This window comes from Flindersiella endophytica (assembly GCF_054779015.1).
The window spans coordinates 425281-450138 of the sequence record NZ_BAAGYY010000009.1; the positions used below are offsets into that span (position 1 = coordinate 425281).

General features: G+C 68.7%; 21 protein-coding genes. 6 read left to right on the forward strand and 15 right to left on the reverse strand.

Annotation, left to right across the window (positions count from 1 at the left end; genetic code table 11):
- Nucleotides 1–27 precede the first annotated feature (27 nt).
- A complete protein-coding gene (locus ACYVF6_RS07355) occupies nt 28–1005 on the forward strand; it encodes a ParB/RepB/Spo0J family partition protein (protein WP_460517540.1) in 978 nt (325 codons plus the stop codon).
- An 80-nt stretch (nt 1006–1085) separates the two neighbouring features.
- Here the strand turns inward: ACYVF6_RS07355 and ACYVF6_RS07360 are convergent, their stop codons facing one another.
- Both ACYVF6_RS07360 and ACYVF6_RS07365 read right to left on the reverse strand, forming a co-directional pair.
- Nucleotides 1086–2042 carry a D-alanine--D-alanine ligase family protein gene (locus ACYVF6_RS07360; protein WP_460517543.1) on the reverse strand — a complete coding sequence of 319 codons (957 nt, stop codon included), beginning with the start codon at nt 2040–2042 and terminating at the stop codon, nt 1086–1088.
- A 29-nt stretch (nt 2043–2071) separates the two neighbouring features.
- Complete coding sequence (locus ACYVF6_RS07365) at nt 2072–3388, reverse strand: aminotransferase-like domain-containing protein (protein ID WP_460517546.1); 1317 nt, start codon at nt 3386–3388, stop codon at nt 2072–2074.
- A 199-nt stretch (nt 3389–3587) separates the two neighbouring features.
- Between ACYVF6_RS07365 and ACYVF6_RS07370 the strand changes: the two genes are divergently transcribed.
- Nucleotides 3588–3815: a hypothetical protein gene (locus ACYVF6_RS07370; protein WP_460517549.1), complete on the forward strand. Its 228-nt coding sequence runs from the start codon at nt 3588–3590 to the stop codon at nt 3813–3815.
- Nucleotides 3816–3819: 4 nt separating this feature from the next.
- Complete coding sequence (locus ACYVF6_RS07375) at nt 3820–4443, forward strand: GNAT family N-acetyltransferase (protein ID WP_460517552.1); 624 nt, start codon at nt 3820–3822, stop codon at nt 4441–4443.
- Between the two features lie 87 nt (nt 4444–4530).
- On the opposite strand, the gene ACYVF6_RS07380 is transcribed toward ACYVF6_RS07375, so the two are convergent.
- The 10 genes from ACYVF6_RS07380 to ACYVF6_RS07425 form a co-directional block, all read right to left on the reverse strand.
- Nucleotides 4531–5613, reverse strand: coding sequence for a glycerophosphodiester phosphodiesterase (locus tag ACYVF6_RS07380; protein ID WP_460517555.1), 1083 nt, complete (start codon nt 5611–5613; stop codon nt 4531–4533).
- 56 nt (nt 5614–5669) lie between these two features.
- Complete coding sequence (locus tag ACYVF6_RS07385; protein ID WP_460517558.1) at nt 5670–6818, reverse strand: N-acetylmuramoyl-L-alanine amidase; 1149 nt, start codon at nt 6816–6818, stop codon at nt 5670–5672.
- A gap of 133 nt (nt 6819–6951) precedes the next feature.
- Nucleotides 6952–7206, reverse strand: a complete 255-nt coding sequence (locus ACYVF6_RS07390; RefSeq protein WP_460517561.1) for a hypothetical protein — start codon at nt 7204–7206, stop codon at nt 6952–6954.
- A gap of 595 nt (nt 7207–7801) precedes the next feature.
- Nucleotides 7802–8131 carry a thioredoxin family protein gene (gene trxA / locus ACYVF6_RS07395; RefSeq protein WP_460517564.1) on the reverse strand — a complete coding sequence of 110 codons (330 nt, stop codon included), beginning with the start codon at nt 8129–8131 and terminating at the stop codon, nt 7802–7804.
- Nucleotides 8132–8160: 29 nt separating this feature from the next.
- A complete protein-coding gene (trxB, locus tag ACYVF6_RS07400; protein WP_460517567.1) occupies nt 8161–9141 on the reverse strand; it encodes an NAD(P)/FAD-dependent oxidoreductase in 981 nt (326 codons plus the stop codon).
- Between the two features lie 112 nt (nt 9142–9253).
- Nucleotides 9254–10183, reverse strand: coding sequence for an anti-sigma factor family protein (locus tag ACYVF6_RS07405; protein WP_460517570.1), 930 nt, complete (start codon nt 10181–10183; stop codon nt 9254–9256).
- Nucleotides 10180–10893: an RNA polymerase sigma factor SigM gene (sigM, locus tag ACYVF6_RS07410; protein WP_460517572.1), complete on the reverse strand. Its 714-nt coding sequence runs from the start codon at nt 10891–10893 to the stop codon at nt 10180–10182. Before sigM ends, ACYVF6_RS07405 begins: the two co-directional genes overlap by 4 nt.
- Nucleotides 10890–12638, reverse strand: a complete 1749-nt coding sequence (locus ACYVF6_RS07415; protein ID WP_460517575.1) for a protein kinase family protein — start codon at nt 12636–12638, stop codon at nt 10890–10892. The genes sigM and ACYVF6_RS07415 overlap by 4 nt, the downstream gene beginning before the upstream one ends.
- 115 nt (nt 12639–12753) lie before the next feature.
- The gene (gene murJ / locus ACYVF6_RS07420) at nt 12754–14445 is read right to left on the reverse strand and encodes a murein biosynthesis integral membrane protein MurJ (RefSeq protein ID WP_460517578.1); all 1692 of its coding nucleotides are present in this window, start codon (nt 14443–14445) and stop codon (nt 12754–12756) included.
- Between the two features lie 41 nt (nt 14446–14486).
- Complete coding sequence (locus ACYVF6_RS07425; RefSeq protein ID WP_460517580.1) at nt 14487–16739, reverse strand: DUF6049 family protein; 2253 nt, start codon at nt 16737–16739, stop codon at nt 14487–14489.
- 130 nt (nt 16740–16869) lie between these two features.
- On the opposite strand from ACYVF6_RS07425, the gene ACYVF6_RS07430 reads away from it, so the two are divergent.
- Nucleotides 16870–18333, forward strand: coding sequence for a CCA tRNA nucleotidyltransferase (locus ACYVF6_RS07430; RefSeq protein WP_460517583.1), 1464 nt, complete (start codon nt 16870–16872; stop codon nt 18331–18333).
- On the opposite strand, the gene ACYVF6_RS07435 is transcribed toward ACYVF6_RS07430, so the two are convergent.
- The 3 genes from ACYVF6_RS07435 to ACYVF6_RS07445 form a co-directional block, all read right to left on the reverse strand.
- Entirely contained in the window at nt 18278–19573 is a 1296-nt protein-coding gene (locus tag ACYVF6_RS07435) for an MFS transporter (RefSeq protein ID WP_460517586.1), read from the reverse strand. The two genes, ACYVF6_RS07430 and ACYVF6_RS07435, sit on opposite strands and share 56 nt — an antisense overlap.
- Nucleotides 19574–19699: 126 nt before the next feature.
- Nucleotides 19700–20779 carry an inositol-3-phosphate synthase gene (locus ACYVF6_RS07440; protein ID WP_460517589.1) on the reverse strand — a complete coding sequence of 360 codons (1080 nt, stop codon included), beginning with the start codon at nt 20777–20779 and terminating at the stop codon, nt 19700–19702.
- A gap of 32 nt (nt 20780–20811) precedes the next feature.
- Nucleotides 20812–21360 carry a PadR family transcriptional regulator gene (locus ACYVF6_RS07445; protein WP_460517592.1) on the reverse strand — a complete coding sequence of 183 codons (549 nt, stop codon included), beginning with the start codon at nt 21358–21360 and terminating at the stop codon, nt 20812–20814.
- A gap of 222 nt (nt 21361–21582) precedes the next feature.
- On the opposite strand from ACYVF6_RS07445, the gene ACYVF6_RS07450 reads away from it, so the two are divergent.
- Both ACYVF6_RS07450 and ACYVF6_RS07455 read left to right on the forward strand, forming a co-directional pair.
- Entirely contained in the window at nt 21583–21996 is a 414-nt protein-coding gene (locus tag ACYVF6_RS07450) for a DUF5318 family protein (RefSeq protein WP_460517595.1), read from the forward strand.
- 106 nt (nt 21997–22102) lie between these two features.
- Nucleotides 22103–24727, forward strand: coding sequence for a transglycosylase domain-containing protein (locus ACYVF6_RS07455; RefSeq protein WP_460517598.1), 2625 nt, complete (start codon nt 22103–22105; stop codon nt 24725–24727).
- Nucleotides 24728–24858 lie beyond the last annotated feature (131 nt).

A 24858-nucleotide genomic window follows, 5' to 3' on the forward strand; every position in this document is an offset into this window, starting at 1 on the left:
GCGCTAGCAAGTCCTTAGGAGTTCCACATGACGACTGTTCGTCGCGGTCTCGGTCGTGGCCTCGGTGCGCTGATCCCGACCGCTGCGCCGGAGAAGGCACGCGAGGAGACGCCCTCGCCCTCCGATGTTTCCCGTGAAACATCAGCGCCGAGCGCGCCACCGGCGGAGGAAAATCCGGACGGTCTCGCAACGGTCGACGGTGCCGCGTTCGCCGAACTCCCGGTCGGATCGATCACGCCGAACGCGCGGCAGCCGCGGCAGGTGTTCGACGAGGACGCGCTGAGCGAGCTGGTGCATTCGCTCAAGGAGATCGGTCTGCTGCAGCCGATCGTCGTGCGGCGGACCGGGCCGGAGAAGTACGAACTGGTGATGGGCGAGCGCCGTTGGCGTGCGGCCCAGCTCGCCGAGCTCGAGACGATCCCCGCGATCATCCGCGAGACGACCGACGACGCGATGCTGCGTGACGCGTTGCTGGAGAACCTCCACCGCGCTCAGCTCAACCCGCTCGAAGAGGCGGCGGCGTACGGGCAGTTGCTGGAGGACTTCGGCTGCACGCACGAAGAGCTCGCCTCCCGGATCGGCCGCTCGCGCCCGCAGATCACCAACACGCTCCGACTGCTCAAGCTGCCGCCGTCGGTGCAGCGCCGAGTCGCCGCCGGCGTGCTGTCCGCCGGACACGCACGCGCGCTGCTCGCCCTCGACGACGAGGAGCGCCAGGAGCAGCTGGCGCACCGGGTGGTCGCCGAAGGAATCTCCGTCCGGGCACTCGAAGAGATCATCGCGATCGAGGGTGGCCAGAAGGCGAAGAAGGCCAAGGCTCCCAAGCAACCCCGGCCGTACTCTCCCAAGCTGGCGGACTTGGAGGGCCGGCTCGGTGACCGCTTCGAGACGCGGGTCAAGGTCGACCTCGGCCGGTCGAAGGGAAAGATCACCGTCGAGTTCGCCTCGCTCGACGACCTCCAGCGGATCGTCGACCTGATGGATCCCAACAAAAACCAGAGCTGACAAGCTCCAGCGAAGACCAAGTCGGCCGCGGCTCCCGGATGAGGGGAGCCGCGGCCGATTCGTCTGTGAGAAGGGCGGGCCTAGACGTCGGCCCGGCTGGCCGCGATCTGCAGCAGATCGCGGCAGACGACGGCGAGCTCGAGACCGGCCGACTCGACCGCCAACGGCACGAGTGAGGTCTCGGTCATCCCCGGCGCGACGTTGACTTCGAGGAACCAGGGCGTGCCGTCGGCGTCGACGATCAGGTCGGTACGCGACAGGTCGCGCAGCCCGAGCGCCCGGTGTGCCGCCAGCGCGGCGGCCGAGCAGGCCGCTGCCGCGGCGTCGGGCAACCGGGCCGGCGCGACGAACTCGGTGGAGCCGGCGTTGTAACGAGCGGCGTAGTCGTAGACCCCGCCGTCCGGCTCGATCTCGACAGCCGGCAGCGCCCGCGGCCCGTCGCCGGTGTCGAGTACGGTGACGGCCACTTCGGTTCCCGCCACGAAGCTCTCAAGCAGCGCGACCTCGCCGTAGGCGAAGCAGGCGACCATCGCGGCCGGCAGGTCTTCGACCCTGCGTACAACCGAGCAACCGAGGGCCGAGCCACCACGGGCGGGCTTCACGACCAACGGGAGGCCGAGCCGATCGACGATCCGGTCGAGCACCGTGCGGGCGCCGAGCTCGCGGAAGGTTTCGTGTGGAAGCACCACGGCCGCAGGGGTGCGGACGCCGGCGGCCGTGACGATGGTCTTGGCCACCGGCTTGTCGAACGCCGACCGGCAGGCCTCGGCTGTGGACCCGACGTAGGGAACGCCGAGCAGGTCGAGCACTTCGCGCAGTGCGCCGTCCTCTCCCGCGATCCCGTGCAGGAGAGGAAACACGGCTGAGGGTGGGTCGTCCTGTAACGCGGGGATCAGCCCAGCGTCGGCGTCGCGTTCCTCGACCTCGACACCGATAGTCCGGAGCGCTTCGCTGACTCGCCGGCCAGACCGTAACGAGACATCACGCTCGTGGGACAGCCCGCCTGAGAGTACGAGTGCACGTCCCAGATCGCTCATCCTTACTTTTCCTTCCGCGACAACGTTCCCTAAAGCAGATCCGGCCCAGGCGACTCAACGCCAGACCCTCTGCCCAGGTTCATGGGGCCGAAGGTGTTCCGAAGCTCGATCTCGTGCTCGATCACCGCCGCCAGTCGCCTGACGCCCTCCCGAATCCGGTCCGGTGGCGGAAAACAGTACGACAACCGCAGCGAGCGACCGCCGAAGCCGTCAGCATAGAAGGCCGTGCCAGGCACGTAGGCGACCCGGGCGGTGATCGCGCGTGGCGACATCGCCTTCGAGTCGAGACCGTCAGGCAGCGTCACCCACACGTAGAACCCCCCGGTGGGTGTTGTCCAGTGGGCGCCCGACGGCATCAGGTCTGCGAGCGACTCGAGCATCGCGTCGCGGCGCTCGCGGTACATCTCGCGAAATTTCTTGATCTGTCCCATCCAGTCGTGCTTCTGGAGGTAGGTGGAGACCGCCGCCTGGCTGAACGTCGGCGGGCACAGTGTCGCCGACTCCTGCGCGAGCACGAGCTTGTCGCGTACGGCATGCGGAGCCAGCACCCAGCCGACCCGGAAGCCCGGCGCGAACGTCTTGGAGAACGATCCGAGATAGACCACCCGCGGGTCGTCGGCGCGCAGCGCCCGGAAAACCTCGCCGTCGAAGCCCAGCAGGCCGTACGGATCGTCCTCGACGACCAGCACGTCGTGCCGCCGGCAGATCTCCAGCACCTGCGGCCGCCGTTCCAGCGACAGCGAGACCCCCATGGGGTTGTGGTAGCTGGGGACCGTGTAGAGGAGCTTGGCCGGCCGGCCCGAGGCGGCGGCCGCCGACAGCGCGTTGTCGAGGTGCTCGGGCACCAGCCCGTCGGCGTCCATCTCGACGTGGACGACGTTGCATTGGTAGGACGCGAACACGCCCAGAGCGCCGACGTAGGAAGGCGCCTCGCAGATCACGGTGTCGCCGGGGTCGCAGAAGATCCGCGTGACGAGGTCGAGGGCCTGCTGGCTGCCGACGGTGATGACCACGTCGTCGGGGTTGGCCTCGATGCCGGTCGGGCGCATCACGTCGGTGATCTGCTCGCGCAGCACCGGATCGCCCTGGGCGACGGAGTATTGCATCGCGACGGTGCCGCGTTCGGCGACGAGGTCGCCGAGTGCCTGGGCGACGCTGTCGAGCGGGAGCCCTGAGATGTTGGGCGATCCACCGGCCAGCGACACCACCTCGGGGCGGTTCGCGACCGAGAACAGCGCTCTGATCTCTGACGAGACCATGCCCCGAGCTCGGGCGGCGTACCGGGCGACGTCGGCGTCGAACCGAGTTTCGCGGGGTACGGGCCGGGGCTCAGGACTGCCGTTCATGGCTGGCCGCTCCTTCCGAGAGCTGTTAAGTGCCATTGGTCTGTGCCAGCGTACGGGGCGACACCGCTACCATGCATCTCGGAAGCGTCAAGGTTGAGCATGGAACCGAACTGGGCGCGTGGGGGAGCAAGCGCCGCCGCGTCTACCGGGGGGCGAAGCCCAGACCCCGAAGTGCCGAGTCATCGAGGATGAAACTGGAATGCGGATCGTTTGGTGGATCCTCGGCGCAGTCCTGATCGGGATCGCCGCCGGGCTGGCCACCGGACTGCTGCGCCGCCAGCCGGTCCGGAGCGTACAGAAGACGGCGGAGCCCCGTGCCGCCTACGCCGGCGGATACGCCGCTCCCACCCCGTCCGTGGATCGAACGGCCGCGCGCCACACGGCAGCCACTTTGGAGGAACCCGCCGACCGCGCGTCGGACGGTTGATCTTGTGAGCAACACCCGCCGGCTCGTCAACGTCACGCTGGACAACCTCGACGACCTACCGCTCCAGTGCCGGCGTTGTGTGTTCTGGGAGCTGGACCCCGTGGCCAAGCAGCGTGCGGAGCAGTCCGGCGACCCCGGCCTGGAGAAGGAGGCCTGGGTCTCGGCCGCGCTGCTGGAGTGGGGGTCGGTCGGAAAGCTCTGCTATCTCGACGACCTGCCGGTGGCGTACGTCCTGTACGCCCCGCCTGCCTACGTGCCGCGGTCGTTCGCGTTCCCCACCTCGCCCGTGAGTGGCGACGCGGCGCTGTTGATGACGGCGTACGTCGTGCCGGAGTTCGCCCAGGGCGGCCTGGGCCGGGTGCTGGTGCAGACGGTGGCCAAGGACCTGATCAAGCGCGAGATCAAGGCGATCGAGGCGTTCGGTGACGCGAAGTGGGAGAAGCCGGGCTGCGTGCTGCCTGCGGACTTCCTGCTCTCGGTGGGATTCAAGACCGTACGCCCACACCACCGCTATCCACGGCTCCGCCTGGAGCTGCGTACCGCCCTGACCTGGCGGGAGGACGTCGAGGCGGCGTTGGAGAAGCTGCTCGGCTCGATGGCGCCCGAGGGCGCTTTCCGGCCGGTGTAGCGGCCCACGTTCCACGTGAAACGCGGGCCGTACACAGCCTTATCCACAGATATCCACAGCGTTGTCCCCAGCTGTGGACCAATCGAATCAGTGCAGTGGCGGTCGGTAGCCGCGAGGCAGCTTGAACCCTCGGTCCGCCATCACCGTGCGGAGACGGTCAGGGTAGTCGGTGATGATGCCATCGACACCGTCGTCGATCAGCTTGTTCATCGTGGCCGGGTCGTCGATCGTCCACGGGACGACCTTGATGCCCAGCCGGTGCGCCTCGCTCACCATCGCCTCGGTGACGTACGGCTCGTAGTCCGGGTCGCTGATCTTGCCGTTCTGGGGGAACCCGTGCACAGGCGAGAACGCGTCGGCGCCGAACGACCTGATCGCGAGCAGTGGATCACCGCCGAAGTCGTCGACGTCGATGCCACCGAGCCACGGCGACGCGCCGGGCTGGCCGGTCTGCAGGAAGTCGCGGTTGGTGAGCGCGACGATCGGCAGCCTCGGCTCGACCTCACGCATCCGCATCAGTGCGCCCCAGTCGAAGCTCTGGATCGTCACCTGAGGCACCATGTGCGCCCGCCGGATCTCGCGGACGGCCACCTGGACGAACTGCTCGCGCGGTGCCGTCTCCTGCGGCGCGCCGGCCTCGACCTTGGTCTCGACGTTGAGCTTCACGCCGTACGCGCGATAGGCGTGCACGAGCGCGAAAACCTCACGAAGCAAGGGAATCTTCGCTCCCGGCTCCGCGCGCTGGCCGGGGAAGTCCGGCAGCGTGAGCGACCCGCAGTCCAGCGTGCGTACCTGCGCGAGAGTCAGGTCCTTGATGTACTTGCCGATGTAGGGGTACTCCGGGTCGCTGGGGAACGCCGGTGCGGTGTCCTGGCACTTGCTGCCGTTGACCCTGCGGTCGTGGGTGACGACCGCCTGGCCGTCCTCGGTGATCTGGATGTCCAGCTCGAGCGTCGAAACGCCCAGCTCGAGTGCGTTCGCGAACGCGGGAAGCGTGCTCTCCACGACCAGCCCGAGCCCACCCCGGTGGGCCTGCAGGTCGAACGAACGGTGAGCCTGGCCGCCTGCGGAGGCTGTGGAGGGTACGGCCAGCAGTGCGCCGGCCGCGAGCGTCGCGGCGCCGAAGGCAGCCGCCTTACGCCAACTGAACCTGTTGAAGCTACTGAGCATGGACATCTGGATACCGCACGGCGAGGGCGCCGCGCGGGACTATTCGGATGAACCCTTCAGGAAATGAGCTGGCCGAGGTGCAGCACGCCGGTCGGAGCGTCCATCTCCGGCGGCAGGTAGACCCGTTGGATCGCGACCACGATCGCCTCGGCCACGATGTCGCGGAAGTCCGCGTCGGCGAGCCTCTGGGCGTCGCCCGTGTTGGTGACGTAGCCCAGCTCGATGCGTACGGCCGGCATCCGGGTGTGGCGCAGCAGCTCCCAGGTCTTGGCGTGGGTGCGGCAGTCGCGCAGGCCCGTCCGGGCGACGATCTCGCGCTGCACCAGGCCTGCGAACCGCTCACCGAGCTTGGAGTGCAGGCCCTCACCGCCGGGGCCGTCCGAGCCGTAGAAATAGGTCGAAACGCCGCTGGCGTCGGGGTTGCGGTAGGCGTCGAGGTGCAGCGAGACCAGCAGTTCGGCGCCGACCTCGTTGGCGAACCGGGCCCGCTCGACCTCGTCGGGTGCCGCGTCGCGGCCACGGGTGAGGAACGCGCGGACGCCGGTCGCCGCGAGCCGGCCCTCGATCCGCGACGCCAGGTCGAGCGCGACCTCGGCTTCGGAGAGGCCGTTCACGCGGTGCCCGGGGTCGTGGCCGCCGTGCCCTGGATCCAGGACGACGACCTTGCCCGGCAGCCGCGGACCGGCCCGGTGAATGCGCTCGGACTCGCGCAGAGCGTCCGCGCGGCCGCCCGAGACGCGCGGTGAGAGGCGGGCCAGCGCCTTGAACGTGGCAGGGCCGCAGGTGCCGTCGGCGGGGACGCCGACGCTGCGCTGGAACTCGCGTACGGCCCGCTCGGTAGCGGTGCCGTAGTAGCCGTCGACCCGGTCGATGGGGAAGCCCAGCTCGCGCAGCCGGCGCTGCAGCGCGGCCACGTCGTCGCCACTGAGCGGTTGGGTGGGGAGGTAGCTCAGCAGGCGGTCACCTATCCGCCAGTGCGCCTCGTCGAGCACGCGATAGGTCTCGTCGTCGACGACACCGTTGGCGGTCAGCCCGCGCTGCTGCTGGAAGTGGCGTACGGCGCGTTCGGTCGCTCGGTCGAAGACGGCCGCTCCGGTTTCGGGCCGCATCGGCACTGGGTCGAGCAGTCCGAGCCGGCTGAGCTTCGCCCGCACCTCGGCAACGGCCGGACCGTGGTCTCCAAGGCCGTATCGGCCCATGTGCATGCCCTCCACAGATCGAGGCTCAGATCGAGAATGTCTGCACACCTATCCGCCCGTCCGGCAATCGTAATCGCACCCTCCCGCCGAGCGACGGCGGGCAAGAGCGGGCGCGCCGGATGCATGCGCTACGTGGCCGTCAGCGCAGCTCGGCGTTCCGATCAGCGAGCCAGTGGGCGGCGCGAATCAGGCCCGTGGCGTAAGTGCTGGTGCCGTGGCCCTCGCCGATCTCCCAGTCCGCCGAGTCGAGCTCGTTGACGAGCAGTCCTGGACCGAGTGCTGCGAGCTCCTGGTCGCTGAGGTGGCTGACCTCGGAGTATCCGGCCAGCAACGCGTCGACGAGCCACAGGAACGTGGGCCAGCGCCGATCCGGTGCGCGCAGCGCCCACAGCATGCGGCTTCCGAGCCAGCGGATGACGTCGCAGATGCGGGGCGTGGTGGTGAGGTGGTCGAGATCGATGAAGCCGACGACCGCTCGTCGATGACGATCTCATAGGACGACAGCGGAAACGGGCAGTCGGCGAGTGCCTGGTGCAGCCGGGCAATGGCGGCGCCGACGCGCCGGTAGACATCGATGGCGTCCGGATGATCCTCCGGATCCCCACTGTCGAAGGCGATTCTCGGCAGCAGGACGTAGAGATCACCGTCGGACTCCGCGCAGATGCTGCCGTCGTCGGCGACGATCGGCAGGGCGACGGGGATGCCGGCCCCGTGCAGGTGGGCCAACAGCCGGAACTCGCGGGCCATCCGCAGCCGTGGTGCTGCCGGATCCCAGGACATCGGCCGCTTGAGCACATAGCCGCGCCCATCCGCAGCCGTCACGTGTGAAACGCGCCCGTTGGCGGGTTCGGCGATGCGGTCGGAGCCGAGCAGGGTGGTCCAGGAGGCGAGCGGCATGGCCCGCACATTACGGCGGCGCACCGACACAAAAAGGCCCGTCCGCACCACGGGGGTGACGGACGGGCCCTTCGAACGTACTGAGAGCCGGATCAGGCGGGAGCGACGCTCGCCAGCTCGGCCTTGATCGCGGCCTTCGGCCGGGCGCCGACGATGGACTTCACGACCTCGCCGCCTACGTAGACGTTGATGGTCGGGATGCCGGTCACGCGGTACTGCAGCGGCGTCTGGGGGTTTTCGTCGACGTTCAGCTTGTAGAACGTGATCTTGTCGGCGTACTCCGTCGCCAGCTCCTCGAGTACGGGCTGAACCTGGCGGCACGGACCGCACCATTCGGCCCAGAAGTCGACGACGACCGGCTGGTCGGAGTCGAGAACGGAAGCCTTGAACTCGGAATCGGTCACGGGCTTGATGGCGCCCACGGGTGTTCTCCTCTCGGAACTGATGTTGCTCAGGCGGTCTGTGCGCCGGCGGTAGCCGCCACGGCGGTGGTCTCGGCGTGTTCGAGGGCGGCGAGGTAGCGTTCGGCGTCCAGAGCGGCCGCGCAGCCTGTGCCGGCGGCGGTGATCGCCTGCCGGTAAGTGCTGTCGACCAGGTCGCCGGCGGCGAACACGCCTTCGAGGTTGGTCCGCGTCGACGGCGTCTGGACGAGGACGTAGCCCTCGTCGTCGAGGTCGACCTGGCCGCGCACCAGTTCGCTGCGCGGGTCGTGGCCGATGGCCTCGAAGAAGCCGGTGACCGGCAGGACGGTCTCCTGGCCGGTGGTCACGTCTGCCACCTTCACGCCCTCGACCTTGTCCTGGCCGAGCACCTCGCGAGGCTCGCTGTTCCAGGCGAACGTGATCTTGTCGTTGGCGAACGCGCGGTCCTGCATGATCTTGCTGGCGCGCAGCTCGTCGCGACGGTGCACCACGGTGACGGACTTGGCGAAGCGGGTCAGGAACGTCGCCTCTTCCATCGCGGAGTCGCCACCGCCGACCACGGCGATGTCCTGCTCGCGGAAGAAGAAGCCGTCACAGGTCGCGCACCACGACACGCCATGCCCGGACAGTGCCTCTTCGCCGGGGATGCCGAGCTTGCGGTAGCCCGAGCCCATCGCGAGGATGACAGCCCTGGCGTGGTACTCGTTGCCGGCCGAGTCGACGACCACCTTGGGGTCGGCGGTGAGGTCGACCCTGGTCACGTCGTCGGGGATCAACTCCGCGCCAAAACGTTCGGCCTGCTTGCGGAAGTTGTCCATCATGTCCGGCCCCATGATGCCTTCGGGAAAACCGGGGTAGTTCTCGACGTCCGTGGTGTTCATCAGCGCACCGCCGGCCTCGACGGAGCCTTCGAACACCAGGGGGTTCAGCCGCGCCCGGGCGGCGTACAAAGCCGCGGTGTAGCCGGCCGGACCAGAGCCGATCACGATCACGTTGCGGACATCGGACACCGAGAACTCCTCGTGCGTTTGGGGGTTGAAGCGCTATCGGGTTAACCGATCCTAGGCGCCTGGCATTCCACCATGCCCCGCCGACGCACCGTCGGCCACCCAGCGAATCGCGTCAGTTGCCGATAGCGATCGTCGTCTTGGGCTGAGCCACATCGGCGCTGGGGCCGGGGCAGCCGGTGACGACGTAGGCGTCGACCGAGTTGGGCTCCTCCGACCTCGTGATCGCGAGGAACGCCGGCTTGCCCTTGAACTTCGTGTCGGCGATGGAGAGCGGCTCGAGACCACCCGACTGCTGCTTGACCAGCTTCTTCGCGCAGTCCTGCGGCCGGGTGCCCAGGATGCCGTACTTCGGGTCCTTGGCGTCCTTGGGCGGCACACCGGCCTTGACCGCCCCTCGTACGTCGGCCTTGAAGGTCTGCGGGGTGATGTCGGCCGGCGCCGAGTCGATGAAGTACTTGTCCGGGTCGTTCGGAGGCTTCGAGCTGGCCGGATGCGACGGACCGGTGGCGACGTTGGATTCGGGACCGCCGGCGAACATCGTCTGATAGGTCACCAGGCCGCCGACCGCGAGCACGACGAGAGTGGCGGCGACGGCGAGGATTCGCCCGCTGCCACTCCGGCGATTGCGTGGACCCTTCCGGCTACGCGGGCGTCCGCGCGGCGCCACATGCTTGCTGCGGTGACTGCCGCGCCCGCCTCGCGAGCCGCCGGCATCAGCTCCGGCGTGCGACACGACGTGGGCGCCTGTGGGTTCACTGACCGGTTCGGCCGAAGCGTTCGGCACGCCACCGGACTGCACGCGCGCCATAGACTCGGCCGCCAGAACGGCTTCGAGCCGGTCCTGAACGGACGCCGGCATCGCAGGCGCCTCACGCCCGATCTCGTGGAGCGCACGACGCATCAGGATCAGCTCGTCGAGCACCGCCTGGCAGCGCTCACAGGTCTCGAGATGGGCGTCGGCGGCACGCTGGTCGCGTTCGGACAGCAGCTCCTCGAACGCGGCAGAGATGCCCTCGGTCGTGAGATGCGGACCTTCGCTCATGGGCCCTCACCTCCGTGACCTCGACTGGGACCCCTGTTGGGTGTACCGCGTTGCAGGCCTTGGACGTCGTTGTCGCCGTTACGGTTCCCAGTCGTCCCGGTTACGCCACCGGGTGTCAAGCTGGAACTGCGCAGGTGGGCCAGCAGCGGCACCAGTTTGGCCCGGCCCCGAGCGCAGCGGCTCTTGATCGTGCCGGGCGCGCAGTCGAGAATCTGGGCCGCCTCGTCGACGGAATAGCCCTCCATGTCGACCAGCACGATCGCCGAGCGCTGGTCGGCGTTGAGCGACTCCAGCGCGTTGAGGATGTCGATGCGCAGCTCCTGCGCCTCAGCCGGGTCCGGTGCCCGGTTGGCGGCCAGTCCGCCGGCCCGGTCGTCTTCCGGCAGCGGGTCGGCGGCCCGGACCTGCCGGCGGCGTACGCGGTCGAGGCAGGCGTTGACCACGACCCGGTGCAGCCACGTCGTGACGGCCGACTCGCCCCGGAACTGCGCGGCGTTGCGGAACGCCGAGATCAGCGCGTCCTGCAGTGCGTCGGCCGCTTCCTCGGGGTCGGAGAGCGTGCGTAATGCGACGGCCCACAGGCGGTCACGGTGGCGGCGGAAGATCTCGGCGAACGCATCGGGGTCACCCGCGACGTGCCGGGCGATCAGTTCCTTGTCCGAGGGCTCGTCGGCGGTCGCGAGGACCGAGTCCTGGCTGTCGATGGTCATTGCCGGACGACGATCTCCGCGACGCCTCCCCGGTAGTTTCCGCCTTCTTTCGGCAGTTTCGTGAACCAGACCAGCAAGAACCGCGTCTTGGCCGGCTCGTCGAGCTTGATGTCGGCCGTCTCGCCGGCTCCCGCGGCCTTTCCGACCTGCTGCCAGGCATCCAGGGATGAGGGTGCGTCAGACGCCGCTTCCGGCGCCGCCAGCAACTCGAGATCGCTCCCGGTGCCGAGCAGCGTCAGCTTCACGTCTGCGATGTCCTTGACCGAGCCGAGGTCGACCCACATGCCGACGCCGGGCTTCTGCTGCTCCAGTGGGTCGTAGTAGGTCTGGGTCTTCCACGCCGTGTCGGCCTTGCCGTCGTAGGCGAGCGGCGCGTCGTCGCCGTTCTCCTGGCCGTTGCCCTGAGGCCTCGGATCGAGGTCGCCGCCGGCGGCGATCGAGAGGGGCTTGGACGGCTGGGTAGGCGTCGGCGTGTCCTGCTTGGTCTGCTCGTTCTTGGTCGTCGGCTGGTCGTCAGCGGTGTTGTTGGACTGGAACGCGCCGCGCAGCAGCTGCCAGCCGAGCAGGATCAGCCCGATGAACAGCACGATGCCGACCAGCAGCGTCGCCGCCCGTCGCCACCGGGTACCCGAGGGCTGGCGATACGGACGGTCGGCCGGCCGCGGTGGCGGGCCACCGGGATAGCCACCCCGGCCACCGCCGCCAGGCCCACGACCGGCCGGCGGCCTGGGCGGGCGACCACCCGGCGCGGGCGGCCGGTTGCGCGGCGGACCCATGGGCTGGCCGGTGGGGACCGGAACGGTGCGTTCGGAACCGGGCGGCGGACCAGGCGGAGCACCGTTGGGGTGCTGCCGGCCCTGGAACGGCGCGGTGAGCTCATAGCCGCCGACCAGCGCGGAGTTGGACGGCGGGGGACCCGAGATCGGCAGCACACCTTCGGGCGGGGTGATGCCGACCGCCTCGATCAGCGCCGCCGATACCTGGTCGGGGCTCTCCAGTGGCGTGCCGTGGCGAGGCTGGTCGGACAGGATCCGGTCGGTGATCTCGTCGAGTGCCTTCGGGATGCCGGCCAGGCACTGCCGGGGAGACAGCAGGCTGCCGTCGCCGGAACGCAGCGCGGCCTCCAGCCCGGACCGGGGTCCGGTGGGCCAGCGCGCGGTCAGCCCGGCGTAGAGCAGCCGGCCGAGCCCGAGCGCGTCGGCGCGGGCCGGATCGCGGTCGGCGCCGCCGTCGGCCCCGTGGTTGGTGCCGTCGGTCAGCGCGAGCTGTGTGGCGAGCCCGACGATCTTGATCGACCCGGCGTCGGTGACGACCACGCAGTCGGGGTCGAGGCGTTCGTGGGTGAGTCCCTGGGTGTGGGCGCTGGCCAGCGCCTCGGCGACCTCACGGACGATCAGGCCGGCGTTGCGCGGTGGCAGCGGGCCGTCGGCCAGCAACGTGGCCAGGCTGCGGCCGTGCACCCACTCGCGTACGACATAGGCGACGCCGTCCTCACCCATCGCGTCGAGCACCCGGATGAACCGGGCGTCGGAGACGGTGGCGGCGTGTCGCGAAGCCTCCAGGAGCGTGGGAGCGCGCGGATCTTCAGCCGCTAAGACATGGACGACAACGGACCTGGAGAGGACCTCGTCGATCGCCCGCCAGGTCTGAGCCACCCCGCCGTCACCGGGCGACTCCGCAAGGAGTTCGGCAACCCTGTAGCGGCCGGCGAGGGTCACTCCAGGGTCGACATCGGTTGGATGCACGGCCCTCCTGCCCGCCGGGGGCCGGGGCTCTCCCCGACCCGTAAATGAGGTCAACTCGCTTGCGCCTACATGCTAGTCCGCTGTCAAGCTCCCTGTGGGACGCCTGACCTACCTCTCAGGTTGCCCGACGCCGAACCAGGCCAAGGATCTGGGTCAGTTCGGGAACCCGCAGCAACCGGGCCACCACGACGTAGACACCGAGGAGCACCAGCCCGCCCGCGAACGTCGCAAGCAACGCGGGCAGAGGGTCCTCGCCGAGCCATGCCGTGATCGCCGTCGCCACACCATAGGCGGCCCCGCCCCCCAGCAGAGCAGCGATCCCGGCCCGTACGTACGTGCCCAGGATCCTGCCACCTTCCAGCCCGCCGAGCCGGCGGCGCAGGATCCCGCTGCTCACCGCGAAGCCGGTCCAGTAACCGATGCCGTACGCGACCGCCACGCCGACCGTCTTCCACTGCACGGGCAGCACGAAGTAGGCGGCGATCGCGCATCCGACACCGACGCCGACGACCACGATGTTGATGAACAGCGGGGTCCTGGTGTCTTCGTACGCGTAGAAACCGCGCAGCAACGTGTAGTGGCTGCAGAACCCGAGCAGCGCGGGCGCGAACCCCATCAGCACGAAGCCGATGAACATCGCGGCGGTCTTGCTCATGTCACCGCTGATCCGGTACAGCCCGAGCGTCAGGTGCGGTCCGAGCGCCAGGAAAGCGGCGACCGCGGGCAGGATCGCCACACAGATCACCCGCAGTGCGTGCGAGATGTCGGACCGGACCTGGTCGGTCGCGCCGTCGGCGGCGAGCCGGCTGATCCGCGGCAGCAGCGCCGCGACCAGCGAGACCGTGATGACCGCGTGCGGCAGCTGCATGATCAGGAACGCCTGGAGGTAGGGCGTCAGGCCGTAGCCGAGGTCCTCGCCGAACAGCTCCTTCGCCTGGGCGGCCGCACCGGTCGTCAGCTTGGTCGCGGTGGCGAACCAGATCTGGTTGACCAGCACCAGGGCGACCGTCCAGCCCGCGAGCCTGGTGGCCTTGCCGATGCCGCCACCGCGGAAGTCGAAGCGCGGCCGCAGCCGGAACCCGGCCCTGCGGAGCACGGGCAGGAGTACGAGCGACTGCACCGCGATGCCGAGCGTCGAGCCGAGGCCGAGCAACATGATCTCGCCGCTCGTGATCTGGTCCGGCGTGCGCGCGTCGGAGACCACGATGAACGCGACGAACACCACGATCGACACCAGGTTGTTGACGATCGGCGCCCACATCATCGGCCCGAACTTCCCACGGGCGTTGAGGACCTGGCCGATGATGACGAACAGGCCCATGAAGAAGACCTGCGGCAGGCAGTAGCGCGCGAACGTCACCGCCAGGTCGAAGTACTCGCGGTTCACCGGCGTCAGCAGATCGTTGCTGGCGAAGATCCGGACCAGCAGCGGAGCAGCCGCCACCGTGACGATCGTGGCGCCGGCGAGCACGAGCGTGGTCAGGGTCAGCAGCCGGTTGCCGAATCCTTCGCCGCCGTCGTTGTCCTGCTTCATCGCCCGGACCAGCTGGGGTACGAAGACCGCGTTCAGCGCGCCACCGGCGACCAGGATGTAGACCGAGGTCGGCAGCGCGTTGGCGAGGCTGAACGTGTCGGCGAACAGCGCGCTGCCGAGCGCCCACACCAGGAACAGGCTGCGCACGAAGCCGGTGATCCGCGAGACCACCGTGCCGATCGCCATCACCAGGCTCGACCGCAGCACTCCCGCGTCCTCGCCGTTCGGTGGGCCGGAGGGTGCCGCGTTCGGCGCCGCCGGCTGGTCGCTCACGGTCATACCCCTCCTTCAGCGGGCTGGCGAAGACCAGCTGCTCAGACCCGTTCCTTCGGCGGCTGCGGGCCGTCGAGAACGGGTGAGCTCACCCGCCCGTTGGTCGAGCCGTCCGGCTCCGCCGGCTTCTCGCCGGCCTCGCTGAGGTTAGCGGCCGGCTGGCGGCGACTCCGGACCGCGGCCCGGATCCGCCGGAAGATCCGCAGCACGGTCGCCAGGCACAGCAGGCCGAGGCCGACACCGATCACACCCCAGCCGATCTGGCCGTAGCCCTCGACCCGGACGGTGAACGTCTGCCAGTCGGTGATCGGCGTGCCGTTCGGCGTGACCACACGCGCCTTGACCAGGGTGGCGCCGGGGTCGCTGGAGTTGGCCTCGGCCGTGACCCGGATCGTCTGACGGCGCAGCGGAACGATGTTGACCGGATCGGTCGGCTCGATCGTGAGCACCGGACGCTGTGGCTTGATCTCGAGCGCCACCTGCACCGTGAGGTCGCGGTTGCCGTTGCTCACGGTCAGCGGAAAGCGCCCACTGTCGCTGGACATGGTTACGATCGAGGGCTTGACCAGGCGGATCCGGCCGATCTGACTGCTGATATCGGCTTCGAGCGCGTTGATCAGCGCGGCGTTGCGGGTCTCGTCCGACCGCCATGCCGTCGAGGCGGCCCGGGCGAACGAGAGCTGGAGCTCGCTGCGCCGGTCGGCACCGTCGGTGAGGACGTCGAGGTAGGTCGCGTTGGTCTTGGACAGCGTGCGCAGCTTGCCGATGGTCTGCTCGCCGAGCTCGGCCTTGCGCTGCGAGGCGGGATAGGCGGCCGGCCGGCCGTACGCCGACGGTGCGCCGGACAGCACGGCGTTCGCCGACACCGTACGAAGCCACGGCATGGAGTCGACGGCGTCGAACAGTGCGCTCTCGCGGCCGCCGGGGTTCCAGTCGCGTGGCAGCGCGGCGACCACGCGGCGCTGCCCGTCTGGCGAGGCGCCCTGCAGGGCGAGCAGCGCCGTCTCGGCCAGGAACCGCTGCTGCGTGAACACCGGGTTGTCGGCGACGCCGGGCTGGGCCGCCGTCAGCGCCGGGTCGTAGACCAGCGCGGTGAGACCCTTGGACGGCGCGACCAGCGCCGCGGTCGGGTTGGTGCCGTCGGCCTTCAGGCCGGGAAGCGCGGACCTCGACAGCAGAACGTTGGAGCCGTCGGCGCCGGCGATCGCCTCGAGCGTGGCGTTGTCGGCGTAGCCGGTGCCGGGCCAGGTGATGGTCGTGCCGGACGTCTCGAACCGGCCCGCGGCCGCGTTCGACTCCTGCAGCGCCGCGCCGAAGCTGCCGGTCAGCTTGTTGTGGGTGAGTGCGGCGACGTCGGGATCGGCGTACGGCAGCATCAACGTGTCGTGCGTCGCGAGCAGGCCGCGCGCCTTCTCCAGCCAGGCCAGCGCCTCGGCCGAGCCGGGGTACCGCCGGCTGCCGACGGTGTAGCCGTCCGGATTCGACATCACCTGGGCCTTCTCGAGCAACGCCGGGTCGACGAGGTAGCTGAGGTTGTGGGCGGCACCGAGGTCGAGCAGCTTCGACAGCCGACCGTCCCGCCCGAACAGCTTCGTGTCGTTGTCGTCGAGCAGCTCGCGGTCGCTGGTGCTCACCACGTCGGGCTTGGCGGCCATCGGCAGCAGGAACGCCACCTCGACCGGAGTCAGCTTGTTTTCGGCCGGCAGCCAGGGCTGGAACGTACGCGAGCTGGACATCACCCGCTTGCTCCAGCCGGACGGTGTTCCGCGTACGTCGGCGCCCGCGACGTAGATGCCGGGCGTGAGCGCTCCGGCCTGGTCCTTGTACTTCTCCCTGAGCACGGAGACCGGGACCGTGAGCGTGAACCGGGCCGTCGCGCCCGGCTGCAGTTCGTCGGTGACCGGAGCCTCGTAGCCGCCGGGCCAGGTCAGCCGGCCGTCGTGGTCGGTCTTCTCCTCCAGCCGGGGCTGCTTTCGCGCCTCTTCCGCGATCTGGGCCGGCGTCGTGAGCGGCTTGCCGTCGCGGGAGAACCAGAAGTAGGCGACGACGTTGTCGAGCGGAAGCTTCCCGGTGTTGATCACCCGCCCGCTCACGGTGATGCTCTTCGTCGCCGGTGAGACCGTGGGCGTGATCGAGTCGAGAACGGTCTTGGAGGCGCCCTCCGGAGCCGCGAAGGCCGGCTGGGCGGGCGTTCCTACGACCAGTCCCAGCGCCATGACCAGCGAGAACAACGCCGCAAAGGCAGATAAGGGCACCGCTCTCCCGGTCCTTTGGTACGGACGCGGATGAGGCATTCCCCAAGGCTATTGCCATAACCTGAGACAGACATGCACCGGTCGAGCCAGAACTCCGCCTCCGACGAGGCGCGCACGAGGCCCGACCACCCCCAGGTTTCACCGTCACGCCACCGTAGCCTTGCCTCCCGTGTCCACATCGTCCAGCCATGAACCACAGCGGCGCGCCGTCGCCGAGTTGTTGCGGATCGCACCCGTTGTCGACGAGCTCGGCGCGCGCTTCGTCGCGTCCGGTGAGCAGATAGCTCTCATCGGTGGCTCGGTACGCGACGCGCTGCTCGGTCGGCTGGGCAAGGACCTCGACTTCACCACCAGTGCCCGGCCGGAGCAGACCGAGCGGCTGCTCCGCGGCTGGGCCGACTCGGTCTGGGATGTCGGCCGGGCGTTCGGCACGATCGGCGCGCGCAAGGGCGACCAGCAGATCGAGATCACGACGTACCGCGCCGACTCCTACGCCTCCGACAGCCGCAAGCCCGAGGTGAAGTACGGCGACTCGCTCGAGGGCGACCTGCTGCGCCGCGACTTCACCGTCAACGCGATGGCGTTCACGCTGCCCGACAGGCAGTTCGCCGACCCGTTCGGCGGGTACGACGACCTGCGCCACAGGACGTTGCGGACGCCGGGCCGTCCCGAGGACTCGTTCACCGACGACCCGCTGCGCATGATGCGGGCCGCGCGGTTCGCGTCGCAGCTCGGCTTCCAGGTGGCTCCCGAGGTGTTCCGGGCGATCCAGGAGATGACCGACCGGATCGAGATCGTCTCGGCCGAACGCGTCCACGACGAGCTGATCAAGCTGATCTGTGGAGCCAACCCGCGGGCCGGGCTCGAGCTGCTCGTCGAGTCCGGACTGGCCGCCAAGGTGCTGCCGGAGCTGCCCGGCCTGCGGCTGGAGGTCGACGAGCACCACCGGCACAAGGACGTCTACGAGCACACGCTGATCGTGCTGGAGCAGTCGATCGCGCTGGAGGACCGGATTCAGCCCGGAAACGAACCAGGTGGCCCGGACTTCGTGAGCCGGTTCGCCGCGCTGATGCACGACATCGGCAAGCCCGCGACGCGGCGGTTCGAGGCCGGCGGCCGGGTCACGTTCCACCACCACGAGGTCGTCGGCGCCAAGATCACCCGGAAGCGGATGCGGGCGCTGAAGTTCTCGAAGGACATGATCGACGACGTCTCGAAGCTGGTCGAGCTGCACCTGCGCTTCCACGGCTATGGCACCGGGGAGTGGACCGACTCCGCCGTACGCCGGTACGTCCGCGACGCCGGACCGCTGCTCTCCCGGCTGCACGTGCTCACGCGGGCCGACTGCACCACCCGCAACAAGCGCAAGGCCGCGGCGCTGCAGCGTACGTACGACCAGCTCGAGGAACGGATCGCCCGGCTGGCCGAGGAAGAGGAGCTGGCGGCGATCCGGCCGGATCTCGACGGCAACGAGATCATGAAGATCCTCGGTATCGCGCCAGGCCGGCTCGTCGGCCGGGCCTGGAACCACCTGCTGGAGGTCCGGCTCGACCAGGGTCACCTCGACTACGACGCGGCTAGAGCCGAGCTGCTTCGCTGGTGGGCCGAGCAGCCGGAGTCGTCTGCGGAGTAGGGATCCGGGAGTAGGCCAGCGCGGCGAGCGCATAGCCGGTGACGCACAGCGCGGTGATGGTGTACGACTTGCCGCTGTCCGGCAGCGTCATCGCGGCGAAGCTCGCGGCGGCGACGAAGACGACGTTGAACAGCATGTCGTAGAAGGAGAAGACGCGTCCCTGATAGACGTCGTCGATGTTCTCCTGCACGATCGTGTCGACGCAGATCTTGATGCCCTGCGCGGTGACGCCGAGCACGAACGCCGCTGCCAGCACTCCCGGGAAGAGATAGAGCCCGGCCGGCACGGCCTGCACGACGGCGGCGACCACCAAGAGCCAGCCGATCCAGCGTTGCTTGGACATCCGGCGCACGGCGACGGGTGTGACGAACGCGGCCGTCGCGAAGCCCGTACCGGACGCCAGCACCACTGCGGCCATCAGGCCGAGCGCGTCCTCCGGCCGCGTGCTGAAGTAGTTGCGGCAGAGCAGGATCGTCGCGACCGTCGAGATGCCGTACCAGAAGCGATGCACGCCGATCGCGCCGAGAGCGAACGCGGCCGGCCTGCGCTCGGCGACGTGCCGGGCACCGTCGGCCAGACCCTGCATGACATGGCGGACGGCCTCGCGTACCGCGCGCTTCGCGACGTCCAGGTCCGGTCCGAGCAGGGTGCGCGGCATCCGCAGCGGCAACAGGGCGCTCGCCGCGTAGCCGGCCGACGCGACCGCGATCACCGCGACCTCGGTGCCCACGGACGACACGGCCCAGCCGGTCGCGAGGCCGGTGAGGTAGGCGAGCGTCCCGCAGGTCGGCGAGACCGCGTTGGCCGTGACCAGCCGGTCCTTGGGCACGACGTGCGGCAAGGAGGCGGACAGCGCGGAGAGCAGGAAGCGGTTGACCGACAGGCACGCCAGCACGAGAGCGAACAGCGCCGCGCCCGTCCGGCCGGACCCGATCAGGACGGCGAGCGGGACCAGGAGCAGCGCGCGTACGGCGTTGGACCAGGCCAGCACCTGGCGCCGGGACCAGCGGTCGAGGAGGACGCCGCAGAACGGCCCGAGCACGGAGTAAGGGAGCAGGAGAGTTCCGAAACCGGCCGCGATGGCGGCTGCGTTCGGCTGGCGTTCGGGCGAGAACAAGAGGTACGACGCGAGCGCGACCTGGAAGACGCCGTCGGTGAACTGCGAGGCCAGGCGCACTGCGAAGAGCCTCCGGAAGTACCGGAAGCCCAGCAGCGTGTGGACATCTCGCAGGAAACGCACGGAGGCAGGGTAAGCAGGTAAATCCGGCCCAGCCAGGCGTGCGGACCGATTTGGTCAGGGTCGGTCAGGGGTTGGTCACGCCCGCCTGGCTGGTGGAGCCGGTTTCCTCTCCGGGGACCCGGAATGTCAGCGGTCGACCTCGCCGCGGATGAACTTCTCGACCTGCTCACGCGCCACGTCGTCGGAGTACTGCTCCGGCGGGCTCTTCATGAAGTAGCTGGACGCCGACAGGATCGGACCGCCGATACCGCGGTCCTTGGCGATCTTGGCCGCCCGGATCGCGTCGATGATGATGCCGGCGGAGTTGGGAGAGTCCCAGACCTCGAGCTTGTACTCGAGGTTGAGCGGCACGTCGCCGAACGCGCGGCCCTCGAGGCGTACGTACGCCCACTTCCGGTCGTCGAGCCACGGCACGTGGTCGCTCGGGCCGACGTGGATGTTGCGGTTGTCCATCTCGTGCGGGATCTGCGACTGCACGGACTGGGTCTTGGAGATCTTCTTGGACTCCAGCCGATCGCGCTCGAGCATGTTCTTGAAGTCCATGTTGCCGCCGAAGTTGAGCTGGTAGGTCCGCTCCACCACCACGCCGCGGTCCTCGAACAGCTTGGACAGCACGCGGTGGGTGATCGTGGCGCCGACCTGGCTCTTGATGTCGTCGCCGATGATCGGGACGCCGGCTTCGGTGAACTTCCGCGCCCACTCGGGGTCGGTCGCGATGAAGACCGGCAGCGCGTTGACGAACGCGACACCGGCGTCCAGGGCACACTGCGCGTAGAAGCGGTCGGCCTGCTCGGAGCCGACCGGAAGGTACGACACCAGCACGTCGGCCTCGGTGTCCTTCAGCACCTGCACGACATCGACAGGTGTCTCGTCGGACTCGGTGATGGTCTCGCGGTAGTACTTGCCGAGCCCGTCGAACGTCGGACCACGCTGCACCGTGATGCCGAGCGGCGGCACGTCACAGATCTTGACCGTGTTGTTCTCGCTGGCCTGCGTCGCCTCGGCGAGGTCCTGACCGACCTTCTTGGCATCGACGTCGAAAGCGGCGACGAACTGGACGTCGCTGACGTGATAGGTCCCGAAGCGTACGTGCATCAGGCCCGGCACCTTCGACTTCGGATCCGCACCACGGTAGTAGTGCACGCCTTGGATCAACGACGTCGCGCAGTTGCCGACCCCTACGATCGCTACCCGAATCCCACCCATTCGATCCCTCTCTGCTTGATTTCGGCTGCCCGTCACCGGCGACGTTTTTCGTCGCGCTCCTTGTGGCGTTCAGACTCGATGAGCTGGGTCAGCCAGCTGACCTCTCGCTCGACCGATTCCAGGCCGTGGCGCTGGAGCTCGATGGCGTACGCGTCCATGCGTTCCTGCGTGCGCTGGAGTTGCGCGCGTACGCGCTCCTGCCGTTCTTCGAGCCGGCGCCTGCGACCTTCGAGGATGCGCAGCCGGACAGCGGCGTCCGTCCGTGCGAAGAAGGCGAAGTGAACGCCGAAGTTGTCGTCGTCGTCCCAGGTTGCGGGACCGGCTTCGGCCAACTGTTCGGCGAAGCGTTCCTTTCCTTCCGGCGTGAGCTGATAGACGATCCGCGCCCTCCGGCCAAGCGGCGGGCCGCTCACGGCGTCCTGCACGTCCGAGCTGAGGTATCCCTGCTGGAGAAGCGACTTCAGGCACGGGTACAGCGAGCCGTAGGAGAGTGCGTGTCCCCAGCCCAGAACGGTGTTGAGCCGCTTGCGCAGCTCGTAGCCGTGCATCGGCGACTCGTTGAGGATCCCGAGGACGGCCATCTCCAGCACTCCACCGCGACGAACCAGGGAACTCACCCCATCTCGGATTGATATATCGACTCGATACATCAGCTGGATACATGTCACGGTAGATGTCAGACAACTGGCTGTCAATGGCCGTTCATGGCCGTCCAGGTCCGTTCGCGGGAGTGGGCCGTCAACGTCAGAAGCGTCACGGACTCGGACTCCCGGCGGTTGGCCAAACCCCGTACCCTCGTTGGCATGTGGTCCCAGCGGTCGGTCGTCGACTACAGCCTGCAGCGTCGTGCGACGCTGCAGTCGCTGTTCACTGGCGGCGCAACGGTGATGGACGACGTCTGCGACGCCGACCCTTACCTGCTGCGGGCGGCGAAGTTCCACGGCGAGCAGACCGAACGGCCCTGCCCGATCTGCCGCAAGGAGAAGCTGACCCACGTCACGTACGTCTACGGCGACGAGCTGGGCCAATACTCCGGACGCATTCGTCAGACCGCTGAGCTGGAACCGATGGCCAGGAACCACGGCGAGTTCCGGGTGTACGTCGTCGAGGTCTGCCAGGGCTGTTCCTGGAACTACCTCACCACGTCGTATGTTCTGGGGGACGGTGTGCCGCGACGTCCGCCCCGGCGACAGCGCACCGTCGAGGACGAGTACTGACGAAGTACTGAAATTCGCACGAAACGGGACCCACGTCTGAGGTCTCAGGACAACCTGCTAGGAACGTGCTGCGTCGTAAGTTCACACCGACTACCAAGGATGGGACGTGACGACTCCTCCGTACGACCCGTACGACCCCGACGAACGGCCGTCGTACTACCGGTCCCGTCGGTCGGAGCCGCGACGAGCCGACCCCAGGGAGCCGTACCAGCAGCAGGACTACCAGGGCGCCGGCTCGCACTCCGCCCGGCACGCCGGTGGCACCTACCACGACGACGAGCGCTACGACAACCGTGGCTACGAGCGTGGCGGCCACGACCAGGGTGGTTACGACCAGCGCGGCTATGACCAGCGTTACGACGATCGTTACCAGGACCACCGCCACCAAGGCGGCTACCAGGACCAGTACGACGATCGTTACGACGAGCACGGCCAGGCCGGCTACGCCGCCTACGACGAGTACGACGACGAGCAGGGTCGCTACACCTACGACCCCAACGACCCGGAGGCCACGGCCGCCTACGGCCCGCCCGGCGACCGGCGCCGCCGCAAGCCCAAGAAGAAGGGACGCGTGCTCCGTCGCGTCCTGATCGGCCTGCTGCTGACGTTCCTGATCGGCATCATCGGAGGCACCGCGGCGTTCGCCATCGGCTACTCCATGACGACGATCCCCAAGCAGAACGACCTGGTCACCTCCAACGCCACGATCGTCTACTACGCCGACGGCAAGACCCAGCTCGGCACGTTCGCCGCCCAGAACCGCATCTCGGTCGATCTGGACAAGATCTCGGACCCGGCGGAGAACGCCGTCCTCGCTGCCGAGAACCAGACGTTCTGGACCGACAACGGTGTCTCGCCGACCGGTATCGTCCGCGCCGCCTGGAACGACTTCGCCGGCGGCCACAAGCAGGGCGCGTCGACGATCACCCAGCAGTACGTCAAGAACTTCTACCTCTCGCCCGAGCGCACCTGGGAGCGCAAGGTCAGGGAGCTCTTCATCACGCTGAAGGTGCAGCAGCAGCTGTCCAAGCAGCAGATCCTCGAGGGCTACCTCAACACCAGCTACTACGGTCGCGGCGCCTACGGCATCCAGACGGCTTCCCAGACCTACTTCGGCAAGGACGCCAAGGATCTCACCCCTGAAGAAGGCGCGGTGCTGGCGGCGATGCTGCGGGCGCCGAGCAACTACGACCCCGACTACCGGGAAGGCAACCTGAAGCGGCTGGACGGCCGGTTCCGCTACGCGCTGCGCGGCATGGAGGAGATGGGCAAGCTCGAGCCGGGATACGCGGAGACGGCGAAGCTGCCCAAGATCAAGCCACGCGGCAACTCCGAGAAGTTCCGCGGCCCGCGCGGCTACCTCCTCGACCAGACCAAGCGCGAGCTGGAGAAGCTGGGCTACGACGAGAAGGAGATCGAGACCGGCGGCCTGCGGGTCACGACGACCTTCGACATCAAGGCGCAGCGCGAGCTCGAGAAGGCCGTCAAGGAGAACTCCCCGGCCAAGAAGGCCGACGGCGTGCGCGTGGGCGCCGCTTCGGTGCGGCCCGCCACCGGCGAGGTCGTGGCGATGTGGGGTGGCCCCGACTACCTCAAACGGCAGTGGAACGACGCCACCCAGTCGCAGATCCAGCCGGGTTCGACGTTCAAGCCGTTCGCGCTCGCCGCGGCGCTCGAGCAGGGGATCAGCCTCGACAGCCGGTTCGCCGGCAACTCGCCGTACAAGCTGACCGGTGACAAGGTCAACAACGAGTTCAACCGCGACTATGGCAAGTACGTCAGCCTGCGGACGGCGATCGAGAAGTCGATCAACACCGCGTTCGTCGACCTGACCGTCTCCAAGCTCGGCGACGACAAGGTGGACGGCGACCAGAAGGTGATGGACGCAGCCATCCGCGCCGGCGTGCCGAAGAACTCGCCCGGCCTGGAGGCGATCCCGAAGGTCTCGCTGGGGTTCGCGTCGGTGCGGCCGGTCGACATGGCCAACTCCTATGCCACGTTCGCGGCCGGCGGTCAGCGGGCCAAGTGGCGGGTCGTCGACCAGGTCTCCGACCGGCACGGCACGATCTCCTATCCCACGGACGACCGGCCCAAGCCCGAGCTGGAGAAGGCGTTCGACGCCGACGTCGCCAACAACGTCAACGCTGCTCTCGAGCAGGTGGTGAAGAAGGGCACCGGTAGGAAATACGCCAGCAAGATCGGCCGGCCGGCAGCCGGCAAGACTGGTACCCACGAGGACGAGACGGCCTGGTTCGTCGGCTACACACCGCAGTTGTCCACGGCGGTCGCGTTCTACAAGGATGCCAACAGCGACGGTATCAAGGAGTCGCTCGACTGGGCCGGTGAGATGGAGACGTTCACCGGTGGTGGCTACCCCGCCAAGATCTGGGCGGCGTACATGAAGGGCGCGCTCAACGGCCAGCCGAAGGAGGCGTTCCCGAAGCCTTCCAAGGTCGGCAAGGCCTACAACCCGAAGCCGAAGCGCACCTGGACGCCCGACCCGAATCCGACCTCGCCCGGCCCCACGCCCACGGGTCCGGACTTCCCGACGCCCACCCAAACCACCGAGCCGGACCCCACCTGGGATCCGACGCAGGACCCCGATCCGACGCCGACCGAGACCAACGACCCGGACCCCACCCAGGATCCGTGGCCGACCTGGCCACCCGGCAAGAACGACCAGGGCGTCACCGGCACGCCCACACCAACGCGGGACTCCTGGTGGCAGTAGGAGCGGGATGGACCCGTGCGGGCGACGCCCGTACGGGCCCCGAGCTCGGCTGCGAGGCCCTGGTCCGCGCGCCGAAGGGGTGACGAATCCAGGGTTCGTAGGGCACCATGGCCCGAGCCCTTCGGGGTGAT

Excerpts from the sequence above, each read along its gene's own strand:
- ACYVF6_RS07370 (WP_460517549.1), top strand. The coding sequence starts at position 3,588 with ATGCGGATCGTTTGGTGGATCCTCGGCGCAGTCCTGATCGGGATCGCC.
- ACYVF6_RS07380 (WP_460517555.1), bottom strand. The coding sequence starts at position 5,613 with ATGCTCAGTAGCTTCAACAGGTTCAGTTGGCGTAAGGCGGCTGCCTTC.
- ACYVF6_RS07385 (WP_460517558.1), bottom strand. The coding sequence starts at position 6,818 with ATGCACATGGGCCGATACGGCCTTGGAGACCACGGTCCGGCCGTTGCC.
- ACYVF6_RS07390 (WP_460517561.1), bottom strand. The coding sequence starts at position 7,206 with ATGCTGTGGGCGCTGCGCGCACCGGATCGGCGCTGGCCCACGTTCCTG.
- sigM (WP_460517572.1), bottom strand. The coding sequence starts at position 10,893 with ATGACCATCGACAGCCAGGACTCGGTCCTCGCGACCGCCGACGAGCCC.
- ACYVF6_RS07405 (WP_460517570.1), bottom strand. The coding sequence starts at position 10,183 with ATGAGCGAAGGTCCGCATCTCACGACCGAGGGCATCTCTGCCGCGTTC.
- ACYVF6_RS07365 (WP_460517546.1), bottom strand. The coding sequence starts at position 3,388 with ATGAACGGCAGTCCTGAGCCCCGGCCCGTACCCCGCGAAACTCGGTTC.
- ACYVF6_RS07355 (WP_460517540.1), top strand. The coding sequence starts at position 28 with ATGACGACTGTTCGTCGCGGTCTCGGTCGTGGCCTCGGTGCGCTGATC.
- ACYVF6_RS07440 (WP_460517589.1), bottom strand. The coding sequence starts at position 20,779 with ATGGGTGGGATTCGGGTAGCGATCGTAGGGGTCGGCAACTGCGCGACG.
- ACYVF6_RS07445 (WP_460517592.1), bottom strand. The coding sequence starts at position 21,360 with ATGGCCGTCCTCGGGATCCTCAACGAGTCGCCGATGCACGGCTACGAG.
- ACYVF6_RS07450 (WP_460517595.1), top strand. The coding sequence starts at position 21,583 with ATGTGGTCCCAGCGGTCGGTCGTCGACTACAGCCTGCAGCGTCGTGCG.
- ACYVF6_RS07360 (WP_460517543.1), bottom strand. The coding sequence starts at position 2,042 with ATGAGCGATCTGGGACGTGCACTCGTACTCTCAGGCGGGCTGTCCCAC.
- ACYVF6_RS07425 (WP_460517580.1), bottom strand. The coding sequence starts at position 16,739 with ATGCCTCATCCGCGTCCGTACCAAAGGACCGGGAGAGCGGTGCCCTTA.